Below are 12,269 nucleotides of genomic sequence, written 5' to 3'. Positions count from 1 at the left end.
ATTAATATTTTTTTTATTATAAATATATAAATCTAAAAATTATTTAAGGATTTCTCCTATTAAATCATACTCTAGTGCATCTTTTATTTTTACCTTAACAAAATCACCTATACTTAATTTATTAGACTTTACATAAACTTCTCCGTCAATTTCTGGAGCCATTTCATAACTTCTTCCACAATATGTTCCTTTTTCTTTACTTTCAATCAACACATCATAGGTTCTGCCTATTTTATTTTTATTTATTTCTGTTGATATAGTTTGTTGAGCCATCATTATAGAGTGAAGTCTTTCTTCTTTAATATTTTCTTCTATTTGACCTTCCATTTCTGCAGCCAAAGTACCTTCCTCTTGAGAGTAAGTAAATACTCCTAACTTATCAAATTTAGTTTCTTTGACAAAATTTAATAATTCTAAGAAGTTCTCTTCTGTTTCTCCTGGAAATCCTACTATAAGAGTAGTTCTTATAGTTATATTAGGAACTGCATCTCTAAGCTTTTTAATATTTTCAGTGATTATTTTCTTTCTTCCTTTTCTTCTCATAGCCTTTAAAACATCATCACTGATATGTTGTATAGGAATATCTATATACTTACACACCTTATCATTGATAGCTATTTCATTTATAACTTCATCAGTTAGCTCTTCTGCATAACAATAAAGAAGTCTTATCCATTTTATACTTTTAATTTTACCTAGCTCTCTTAAAAGAATATGTAAAGTTTTTTCTCCATATATATCTACCCCATAATTAGTAGTATCTTGAGCTACTATAATTAACTCCTTATATCCATTTAAAGCTAACTCTTTAGCTTCTTTAAGGATATCTTCCATATCCCTACTTCTGTATCTTCCTCTTATTTTAGGAATTGCACAGTAGGCACAAATATTGTTACACCCTTCAGATATTCTTATATAAGCAGTACTTCCTCCTGTTGTAACCTGTCTCTTACCAATATTTATATTGGTATCACTATAAGTTGTAATACAGCTCTTTTCTCCAGTTTTCATAGATTTTTCAATACATTCATGCAATTTATCATAATCATTTACACCTAAAATTATATCTAGTTCCGGCATAAGTTCTAAAAGCTCACTACCATATCTCTGAGTTAAGCACCCAGTAGCTATGAGCACCTTGCATTTATCTTTCTTATATTTTGCCATTTCTAATATGGTATCAATAGATTCTTGCTTTGAAGTTTCTATAAATCCACAGGTGTTAACTAGCAATATGTCTGCCTGCCTTTCATCTGTCACCGCTTCATATCTACTCTTCAAACTACTTATTATAATTTCTGCATCTATTCTATTCTTGTCACAACCTAAATTTATTACTCCAAATTTTAATTTTTCCACCTTTATCCTCCTAAGTGATCTCTATATTATTTAAAACCTCTTCTTTTGTGTTGTAATGAAAGTTTCATTAAGAAGTTATTGTCTCATGGTATCATCTCTTCCAAAAACCTGTCTTGGCTTGCTTCCATTACGACCAGAGATAATCCCTTCAGCTTCCATTTCATCTATAATTCTAGCCGCTCTATTATACCCTATTTTTAGCCTTCTCTGCAACAAGGATGTTGAAGCTTGCCCTTCTTCTAATACAATTTTAATAGCTTCATCTATTAATTCATCACAATCTTCTCCACCCTTAGATTTTGAAACACTATTTTCTATTTCATCCATGATTTCTTTTTTATACTCTAATTCCTTTAATCCATTACGAATAAATTCTACTACAGTCTCTACTTCTTCCTCAGACACAAAGGCTCCTTGAATTCTAAGTGGCTTAGATTCACCTACAGGATAATATAGCATATCCCCTTTACCTAAAAGCTTCTCTGCTCCAGAAGAGTCTAGTATAGTTCTTGAGTCTATTTGACTTGAAACAGCAAAGGATATCCTAGATGGTATATTAGCTTTAATTACCCCTGTAATTACATCTACAGATGGTCTTTGTGTTGCTATTACTAAGTGCATTCCTGCCGCCCTAGCCATTTGAGCAAGTCTACCTATATATTCCTCAACATCATTTGGACATACCATCATTAAGTCTGCTAATTCATCGATTATGATTACAATCCATGGAAGCTTTTCTTCTATTATTCCCTTTTCTACAAAGTCGTTATATCCTTCAATATTTCTTACGTTATTATCTGCAAAGAGTTTATATCTTCTAGTCATTTCATTAACTGCCCAATTTAATGCTCCTGCAGCTTTTTTAGGTTCTGTAACTACTGGAATTAATAGGTGTGGTATTCCATTGTATATATTAAGTTCTACCACTTTAGGATCTATTAACAGTAATTTAACCTCTTGAGGTGTATATTTATATAATAAGCTTATTAAAAGAGTATTAATACATACACTTTTTCCTGAACCTGTAGCTCCTGCAATCAAAAGGTGAGGCATCTTAGATAAATCTCCCACTACACAATTACCTGCAATATCCTTTCCAAGGGCAAAGGCTAAATTTTTCTTAGCAAGTGTAAACTCGTCACTTTCTATTACCTCTCTTAAAAATACTGCTGATAAGTCTTTATTAGGTACTTCAATACCCACTGCTGCCTTTCCTGGGATTGGAGCCTCTATCCTAACTCCTGAAGCTGCTAAGTTTAGAGCTATATCATCTGCTAGATTAACTATCTTACTAACCTTAACTCCTACATGGGGTTGTAATTCAAACCTGGTTACAGATGGACCTTTTGTAACCTGTATTACCTTAGCTTCAACTCCAAAACTTTCTAAAGTTTCTTGAAGTTTATTAGCACTATTAAGAAGGTCTTTTTTATCACTATTTTTACCTAAACTACTTAAATTTTTATGAAGGAGTTCTGGTGCAGGATGCTCATAAGCATATATTTTATTTCCATCACCAAAGGAAATGTCAATATCTATATCATCTATATTATTTCTATTTTCCTTTGACTTATTAGGTTGTTCTATACTTGCTTCTGTTTTTCCTTCAAATCTATTCTCTTCTTCATCCATCTTCATAAAATCTATAATTTTAATCTTCGACTCTTCACTACTTCCATTATCTCTAGCATTCCCATCTGCTGATACATATTCCATAGCTTCATCAATTGCAATATTCGTTTGCTTCAAATCCTTTGACTTTTCTTTACTTTTTACTTTTTCAAAGGTAAATAACTCTTTTATAGTAATATTATTAATTAAAACTAAAGATATTATATATAAAGCAAATAAAACTATATAACTACCTACCTTTCCTAAAAGTGAACTTATAGGAACAGTAATTATTAAAGATATAATACCTCCATGAAGTACAGACTTAGATTTAAATTGATCTATAATAGCACTTGCCATATTTCCTTTTACATAGTAAGCAGGTAATACTATAAGCTCAACAAAAATCATGGTAGTAACTATAAATATTAAAATTCCAAGGGATTTTTTTGTTACCCTTAAATATTTATCTATTTTTATGTAACTTACTCCCATGTATATAAGCACAAAAGGTAAAACATAGGCACCAATTCCAAGAAGTCCTATAAAAATTCTATTAATAAATACTCCCATAGAACCTGCCAAAGATGTTGGGTCTGAAAACATAACTGATAGTAAAGCTAAAAATATTAAAACTCCTATGGTTATCAGTATAATTCCATTAAAATCAAAAAGTTTATCCTTTTTTGCTCTCTTAGCTTTTGAACTATTATTTTTAACAGTGCTCTTCTTACTACTGTTTTTCTTTTTTAAAGGCTCTTTTCCTTTAGTCATAGTATCTCCTCCAAAACTCTTCCTAAGATTCATGAAAATAATTTCCATTTATCCATCTCAATATATTGTACATTGAAATCCACCTATATTTCAAATTTTTTTACAAATAAAAAGTTGCCAACATGATTTTGCTGACAACTCAATGGTGAATTGTTAAATTTTATCTATTTCTTCACTAATATTTTCTTCTGAACTTATTTCTAGTTGATTTTTTTCACCTTCACTTATTAACTCTTCTAATTTATCTAAGGCTTCTCTAATTCCACCTACTTCATCAATAAGACCACATTCTACGGCTTGATCCCCTATCAATATAGTTCCTATATCATTTAGTAATTCATCTGTTTGACTCATAAGCCTTCTAAAATCGTCTGAATCAATTTTTGAAGTTCTAACTACAAACTCAACTATTCGCTCCTGCATCTTTCTAAAATATTCAAAGGTTTGAGGCACACCTATAACAAATCCATTCATTCTTACAGGGTGCACTATCATTGTAGCTGAAGGAGTTATAAAGGAATAATCTGATGCTGTAGCTAATGGAACTCCTATAGAGTGTCCTCCACCTATGACTATGGATACTGTAGGCTTACTAAGACTAGTTATCATTTCTGCAATGGCTAAGCCTGCTTCTACATCCCCTCCTGCAGTATTCAATACTATGAGTATACCTTTTACATTACTATCTCTCTCAATAGCTATTAACTGGGGAATAATTAACTCATATTTAGTAGACTTAGTTTGATTACCAGAAATATTATGACCTTCAACCTGACCTATTATAGGTATAACTTGAATCCTGTCATCAGCCTTTGCTACAGACATGACCCCTACTTCTTTTAAGTTTGCAACTTCCTTACTTACCCCTTTAGAATTGTCATCTTCATTTTGTTCATCATCATTTTCTTCATTTATTATAACTTTACTTTTATTATTTTTTTTGTGTTTAGTATCTTTATCTTCCTTATGTTTTTTATTTTCCGCTTCATTAATCATGGAAAAACACCTCCTAATGTTTCTTATTCTGTGCATTAAGAGGTGTTTATATACTATCCTAATTTAAATTCATTATGAAGTAAATTTATAGCATCTTTAACTTTATTACTTTCTACAAGACACCAAATAGTTGTATGTGAATCAGCAGTTTGAAGAATATCTATATTACCTTCTTCTAAAGCCTTTAGAATTCTAGACATAACTCCAGGTATTCCTCTCATCTTTGAACCTATTATAGATATTTTGCTACAATTTTCTGTATACTTATAATCAATTTCATAATTAGCTGCTATATTTTTAAACTTATCTAAGTCTACTTCACTTATAGTAAATATTTTATCATTTATAAATACACTTATCAAATCAATACTTATTTCATTTTCAGCTAAAATATGAAATATATTATTGCAGTGTTCCTTTGAGCCTCCATTAATTCTTATTTGAACTCTATTACTCATATGAGTAATTCCAGTGATAATTCTTTCAATGTCCTCCCCATAAGAAGAAATAGTAGTCCCTTCACAATCACTAAGAGTATTTTTAATTACTAATGGAATATTATATTTTCTAGATATTTCAACAGCTCTAGGATGTATTACTTTAGCTCCTTGATCAGCAAATTGGAATACTTCATCATAGCTTATACTCTCAATTAATGAAGCCTTAGAAACTATTCTTGGATCTGCTGTCATTATACCATCAACATCTGTATATATTTGAACTTCCTTTGCCTTTAGTGCTGCTCCTAAAATTGCCCCTGTAACGTCACTTCCACCTCTACCTATGGTAGTGATGCTACCCTCTTCACTTATACCTTGAAAACCTGCTACTACAGGTACTTTTCCCTGCTCTAATACCTTTAGTACATTTTTCGGATTAACATCTAAAATAGATGCATTATTAAAATTATTATCAGTCCTTATACCAGCTTCTCCACCCATAAGCGGAACTGCCTCTACACCTTCTCTTAATAAATCATTACACATTACCACTGTACTTAAAGTTTCACCACAGGACAAAAGTAAGTCTAAGGCCCTTGGATTATTTATCTTAAATTCTTCACTAACTAAAGATAATAATGTATCTGTTGCATAAGGAGATCCTTTTCTCCCCATAGCTGATACTACTACTACAGGTTTATATCCATCCTTTATAGCTTTTTTTATCTTTTTTGTAACTAATATTCTATTATTTTCACTAGATACTGATGTACCACCAAATTTCTGAACAACTATATCCATACTTACCTCCATATTATATATGGGATTTTCTTAGTGTTTCCCCATCAACATCGATGATTATAGTTTTAGAGCCTATCTTCTTTACATAATCCCATGAAACTTCCAGCATCTCATTATTTCTAAAAAACATCTTACTAGACTTTCCATCTCCAAGTAATAGTAGCTTTAGCTCACCATTTTCATTTATAACTATATCATTATTGCCCAGGACACTATACTTATCTCCATCATTAATGTTTATTATCTCATATCGTTCCATTTCACTTAAATATCTATATTTTTCTTCCATCACATATCACCTCATACATAATTATATAAATTACTATGATTAATATGTTTTCTATTATATATTTATGAGTAAATTAACGAAACTTAATACAATTATAATATAATTTATGAAATTATACACTAGTATGTTCTTATGTTTTATAATAAAAAAAATAAAAAGGTATTTTACCTTTTTATTTTAACTTCTATTTACTCTTCTGTTTTAGACTCTTCACTATCTTTTAATGCATCTTTTCTTGAAAGATTTACTCTTCCTTGAGAATCGATTTCTGTTACTTTTACAAGTATTTCATCACCTATAGCTACTACATCTTCCACTTTATTTACTCTTTCGTTAGCTAATTTAGATATGTGTACTAAACCTTCTTTACCTGGAAGTACCTCTACAAAAGCACCAAAAGCCATAATCTTAGTAACTTTACCTAAGTATATTTCTCCAACTTCTACTTCTTTAGTGATTTCCTTTATAATTCTTAATGCTTCATTAGCACTTTCACTATCAGTAGACATTATAACTATCTTACCATCATCATTAGTATCAATTTTAACACCTGTATCTGCTATTATTTTCTTAATAGTTTTTCCACCAGGTCCTATTATATCTCTAATTTTGTCTGGTTTTATATTTATAGTGTACATTCTTGGAGCATATTGAGATAGCTCTGCTCTTGGCTCAGCTATACATTCATTTATCTTATCTAAGATATATAATCTAGCTGTTCTAGCATCTTCTATAGCTGTTCTTATACAATACTTAGATAATCCTTTTATTTTTGTATCAACTTGAATTGAAGTTATTCCTTTTTCTGTACCAGCAACTTTAAAGTCCATGTCTCCAAAGAAGTCTTCGATTCCTTGAATATCTGTAATTACAGCCTCTTCACTTAAATCTTCACTAGTTATAAGTCCCATGGCAATTCCTGCTGCTGGTCTCTTTATTGGAACTCCAGCATCAAGTAATGCTAATGTACTTCCACATACACTGGCTTGAGATGTAGATCCGTTAGAGCTTAAAACTTCTGAAACAAGTCTTATAGCATATGGGAATTCCTCTATAGAAGGAATTAGTGGTTCTAAGGCTCTTTCAGCTAAAGCACCGTGTCCTATTTCTCTTCTTCCTGGTCCTCTAAGTGGTCTTACTTCTCCAACACTGTATGCTGGGAAATTGTAGTGATGCATATATCTCTTGAAGTCTTCTTCTCCAATACCATCTATGATTTGAACATCACCTAAAGCTCCCAATGTAGCTACAGTCATTACTTGAGTTAATCCTCTTGTAAATAATCCTGTACCATGAGTTCTTGGAAGGAGTCCAGTTTCACAAGATATAGATCTAATTTGATTAAATTCTCTTCCATCTGGTCTTCTCTTATCTCTAAGTAACATGTTTCTTACAATTTCCTTTTGAATATTGTAAACAACTTCTCCTATGTCACTTCCGCCCTCTGGATACTTCTCAGAAAATTCTTCATTTATTTTAGCTTTAATTTCACTTACTTTAAGATTTCTTTCATCTTTATCAGTGATATACATAGCTTCTTTTAACATATCAAAAGCAAAGTTTCTTACTTCACCTTGGATTTCTTCATTTACTTTGTATAGTACTGGCTCAGGTTTAACCTTTCCAAATTTAGCTCTAGCCTCTTCCTGGAACGCTATAATAGATTGACACTGATTAAATCCAAAGTCTATAGCTTCAATCATAGTTTCTTCTGGGATTTCATCTCCACCAGCTTCTATCATCATAACTCTGTCTTTAGTAGCACATACAGTTAATTGCATTGAGCTTAATTCTCTTTCTTTAGATGTAGGGTTAACTACAAACTTTCCATCGATTAATCCAATTGATACTGTAGCTACTGCATCAGTAAATGGTATACTTGATAAAAGTAATGCTATTGAAGCTGCATTCATAGCTAATATTTCTGGAGAATTATCTTGGTCTACAGATAATACCGTACAAACCACTTGAACATCATTTCTATATCCTTTTGGGAATAGAGGTCTTATAGGTCTATCTATAGCTCTACAATTTAGTATAGCTTTTTCTGATGGTCTTCCCTCTCTCTTTAAAAATCCCCCTGGAATTTTACCTACTGCATATAGTCTTTCTTCATATTCTACACTTAGTGGAAAAAAATCTATTCCTTGTCTTGGTTCTTCAGACGCATTTACATTTACAAGGATTACAGTCTCTCCATAACTAATAAACATAGCACAATCAGATAACTTTCCAATTTTACCAATTTCTATCTTCATTTCTCTTCCTGCTACAGAAGTACTTAACGTATTTGTCATTTAATCTCCTCCTTTCGGTTATTAAAAAAATATATATATAGATATATACTTATTATTATCTTTTTTTTGCTATTTAATTAAAATAATAGAGCGGCTTTGCCGCTCTTAATTATTTTCTAATTCCTAATTTAGCAATTATAGCACGGTATCTTTCGATATCTTGCTTCTTTAAGTAGCTTAAAAGTCCTTTTCTTTGTCCAACCATCATTAAAAGACCTCTTCTTGAGTGGTGGTCTTTTTTGTGAACTTTTAAATGCTCAGTTAATTCTTTAATTCTTTCTGTTAATAATGCTATTTGTACTTCTGGAGAACCTGTATCTCCTTCTGTTCTTGCAAATTGTTGCATTATTTCTTGTTTTCTTGCCTTTTCCATATTGTATGCACCTCCAATAGTTAAATCGCCATATGCCATGTACCCCGTTGGCATTCAGAATACATAGCATAAGGTTCATATGAAATTATATCAAACTAAATTTATTTTGTAAATAGAAAAACTAATTAAAAATTTGTAAAAATTAGTTATTTAGGAATTTTATCTATATATATAGAATAATTCTTGCCATTTACATAATTTTTATCCTTGGATAGTTGATTCTTCAGTTCATCAATGGATCCAAATCTTTTTTCTTCTCTTATTTTCTCTATAAAATATAGTTTAATTTCTTCTCCATATATATTTTTATCAAAATTTAAAATATTAGTTTCAATACTTAATTTACTACCTTCTAGGGTCGGATTGTATCCAATATTAGTTATGGCTTTATAAAAGCAGTTTTTATACTCTACAATAGTTCCATAAACTCCACCCTTAGGTACTACGAATTTTTTATCATAATTTAAGTTTACAGTAGGGAATCCCATAGTTCTACCTATCTGCTTACCCTTAATTATATTTCCACTTAACATAAATGGTCTACCAAGAAACTTATTAGCTCTTTCTATATTTCCTTCTTGAAGATTATGTCTAATGGCAGAGCTACTTACCACTTCTCCATCTGAAGTTATGGGCTCTACTACAAAAAGTTCATAGTCTAATATTTCACTATATTTTTTAAGAATCCCTACATCACCTAAATTTTTATATCCAAAACGATAATTAAAGCCAACTACTATACCTTTAGCATTATAATGCTTCTTTAAACTATTAATAAATTGTTCTGGTGAAATTGACATGAATTCCTTATTAAATTCCATAAAATTTAATATATTCACTTGAAGTTTTTCAAATAAAATAGCTTTCTCTTCATTGCTCATTATTAGTTTTGGACAAATCTCTTTATTAACAACAGACAAAGGATGATTTTTAAAGGTACATACCATGACCTCTACATCTTCTATCTTTTTAGTTAATTTAATCTTCTCTGCTAATTCCTTAGCACTATTAATTAATTCTCTATGACCACTATGTATACCATCAAAACTTCCCAGAACAATTATACTAGGAGTTTCAATGACTTCATTAAAATTATCTTGTATAATTTTCATAAATATATCCCCTAAAGAAAAAGTTTTATTAATTTAAATCCTGAATCGCTTTCTGCTCCAATTCCTATAAGCTTATTTGAATTGTTGTATACTGCATATTTGCAAAACTTTTCAATTCTATTTAAAAGAGTTCTATCATTTATGGTTACACCATTTAATATTAACCTTTCAAACTTTTCATTAACTACAAGTTTAGGAAACTTACTAAATACTTCATCTAAGGAAATAATATAATTATTTATATTATCCTCTGTTAAATCTTTTAGTTCCACACTCCTATCTATAGTAAAAGGACCAGTAGCTGTTCTCTCTAGCTCCCACATCATAGCTCCACAACCAAGTTCTTCTCCTATATCATAGCATAAACTTCTTATGTAAGTTCCTTTAGAACATCTAACTTTTATGTGGATTATAGGGCTATCTATGGATAATATATCAATACTATGGATAGTAACTGTCCTTGGCTCTCTATAGACTTCTTTTCCTTCTCTAGCTAACTCATAAAGTTTTTTGCCATTTTGTTTAAGAGCAGAATACATAGGTGGAACTTGAGCAATAGTTCCTACAAATTTATTTATAACCTTAGTAATTTCTTCTTCTGTAGAATCTACCTTACTCTCACGAAGTACTTTTCCTTCTCTATCGTAAGTATCTGTTACAACTCCTAACTTAACCTTTGCTATATATTCTTTCTCGCCTTCCATGATAAAGTCTATGGCCTTTGTTGCTCTTCCTATACATACTGGAAGCACACCACAAGCTTCGGGATCTAAGGTACCCCCATGTCCGACCTTTTTCTCTTTAGCTAGCTTTTTTATTTTTCTCACTACGTCAAAGGAACTAATGCCAAGAGGTTTATTTATATTTAAAACTCCAAAGGGTTTATTATTTTCTATCATAAGATATCAACTCTTCTTCTAATATTTTGTATATTTTATCCTTTACTTCAATGATGGAACCCTCACAAAAAAGACCAGAAGCTCTTTTATGACCTCCACCATTAAAATTTTCTGCTACTTTACTAACGTCAACTATTTCTTTAGACCTTAAGCTTACTTTTATTCCACCCTTACTTTCTTTAAATAAAGCTACTACTTCTACTCCACTTATCATAGTTCCAAAGTGAATAACCTCGGATGAATCCATGGATTCTAAGCCTACTTCATTAAGCATAGCATCATTAATCTCCATAAATACAACTTTATTATTAAGGTGTAATGTCAAAGTATCGATGACTTTCCCAAAGAACTTAACTTTATTAAATTCTTTATTTTCAAAGACTTGTCTTTGAATTTTATTAAAGTTAACTCCAGTTTTAATAATTTCCCCAGCTATCTCATGAGTTCTGCTTGTAGTATTAGAATGCTTAAAGGAACTTGTATCTGTTAAAATAGAAGTATAAATTGATTTACCTATATTCTTTGTAATATCTACTTTTAACTGATTTAATAGGTCATATATTATTTCTCCAACTGCTGAAGAATTTATATCCACATAATTAAAATCACCATACTTTTCATTACTTAGATGGTGATCTATATTTACAAGCTTATATTGCCTATTCTCCGCATCTAAATTAGCATTTATTCTCTTGAAATCTCCACAATCTAGTACAATTATTAAATCTGTACCATCCTTTACCTGTTGAAGTAATCCTGTGATTTCCTCACTACAAGGCAAATACTCAAAAGTATCTGAAATTTTCTCCTTTGAAAGTATATATGCTTCTTTATTAAGTGCCCTCAGCCCTTGAAGTAGGGCTGTGGCACTTCCTAGAGAATCACCATCTGGTGATTGATGAAAAGTAATTCCTATGGAATTACTTTTCTCTATGATATCTACTATATTCCTAGTTATCATTAGAATCATTCTCCTTTATCTTTCTAAATAAAGACTCTAAATGATTAGCTTTATCTAAAGTTGTGTCTAACTCTATGATAACTTCTGGAACATGTCTTAACTTAACATTTTTTCCTATCTCTTTTCTTATAAAGCCTGTTGAGCTTTTAAGAATTTTAAGAGCATCTGTCTTTTGATCCTCTGTACCAAATATACTAACAAATACTTTAGCATAGCTTAAGTCTCTTGTTACTTCTACATCTGTTACACTTACCATTGCTGTAAGTCTAGGATCCTTTATTTTGTTTTGAATAGTGTTGCTAACATCTTTTTTTATCTCTTCATTGATTCTGCCGCCTCTATAGTTAGCCATGGAGA

11 protein-coding genes are annotated in these 12,269 nt (G+C 30.8%); all 11 read right to left on the bottom strand.

The genetic code is table 11. From position 1 onward, the window contains the following. Positions 1-39 precede the first annotated feature (39 nt). On the bottom strand, positions 40-1,359 hold the full coding sequence (gene rimO / locus IO99_RS09640) for a 30S ribosomal protein S12 methylthiotransferase RimO (protein ID WP_035132820.1): 1,320 nt from the start codon (positions 1,357-1,359) through the stop codon (positions 40-42). A 75-nt stretch (positions 1,360-1,434) separates the two neighbouring features. Then, positions 1,435-3,744 (bottom strand): FtsK/SpoIIIE family DNA translocase, encoded by a 2,310-nt coding sequence (locus tag IO99_RS09635; protein WP_035132819.1) that lies wholly within the window; start codon positions 3,742-3,744, stop codon positions 1,435-1,437. 153 nt (positions 3,745-3,897) lie between these two features. Beyond that, positions 3,898-4,740: a ClpP family protease gene (locus tag IO99_RS09630; protein WP_084178140.1), complete on the bottom strand. Its 843-nt coding sequence runs from the start codon at positions 4,738-4,740 to the stop codon at positions 3,898-3,900. Between the two features lie 53 nt (positions 4,741-4,793). Further along, positions 4,794-5,981, bottom strand: a complete 1,188-nt coding sequence (gene dapG, locus IO99_RS09625) for an aspartate kinase (protein WP_035132818.1) — start codon at positions 5,979-5,981, stop codon at positions 4,794-4,796. 13 nt (positions 5,982-5,994) lie between these two features. Beyond that, positions 5,995-6,270 carry a YlmC/YmxH family sporulation protein gene (locus IO99_RS09620; protein WP_035132817.1) on the bottom strand — a complete coding sequence of 92 codons (276 nt, stop codon included), beginning with the start codon at positions 6,268-6,270 and terminating at the stop codon, positions 5,995-5,997. A gap of 188 nt (positions 6,271-6,458) precedes the next feature. Next, on the bottom strand, positions 6,459-8,567 hold the full coding sequence (locus IO99_RS09615) for a polyribonucleotide nucleotidyltransferase (RefSeq protein WP_035132816.1): 2,109 nt from the start codon (positions 8,565-8,567) through the stop codon (positions 6,459-6,461). Between the two features lie 109 nt (positions 8,568-8,676). Next, positions 8,677-8,940 (bottom strand): 30S ribosomal protein S15, encoded by a 264-nt coding sequence (gene rpsO / locus IO99_RS09610; RefSeq protein WP_035132815.1) that lies wholly within the window; start codon positions 8,938-8,940, stop codon positions 8,677-8,679. 146 nt (positions 8,941-9,086) lie between these two features. Next, positions 9,087-10,052: a bifunctional riboflavin kinase/FAD synthetase gene (locus IO99_RS09605; RefSeq protein WP_035132814.1), complete on the bottom strand. Its 966-nt coding sequence runs from the start codon at positions 10,050-10,052 to the stop codon at positions 9,087-9,089. Between the two features lie 11 nt (positions 10,053-10,063). Continuing rightward, positions 10,064-10,951, bottom strand: a complete 888-nt coding sequence (truB, locus tag IO99_RS09600) for a tRNA pseudouridine(55) synthase TruB (protein WP_035132813.1) — start codon at positions 10,949-10,951, stop codon at positions 10,064-10,066. Further along, entirely contained in the window at positions 10,938-11,912 is a 975-nt protein-coding gene (locus IO99_RS09595) for a DHH family phosphoesterase (RefSeq protein WP_035132811.1), read from the bottom strand. The genes truB and IO99_RS09595 overlap by 14 nt, the downstream gene beginning before the upstream one ends. Next, a complete protein-coding gene (gene rbfA, locus IO99_RS09590) occupies positions 11,902-12,264 on the bottom strand; it encodes a 30S ribosome-binding factor RbfA (protein ID WP_035132809.1) in 363 nt (120 codons plus the stop codon). The genes IO99_RS09595 and rbfA overlap by 11 nt, the downstream gene beginning before the upstream one ends. Positions 12,265-12,269: the final 5 nt, after the last annotated feature.

The organism is Clostridium sulfidigenes (assembly GCF_000732635.1).
Taxonomy (GTDB): Bacteria; Bacillota; Clostridia; order Clostridiales; family Clostridiaceae; genus Clostridium_J; species Clostridium_J sulfidigenes.
The sequence above is the reverse complement of the archived record's forward strand: the minus strand, read 5'-3'. Positions and strand labels throughout refer to the sequence as shown.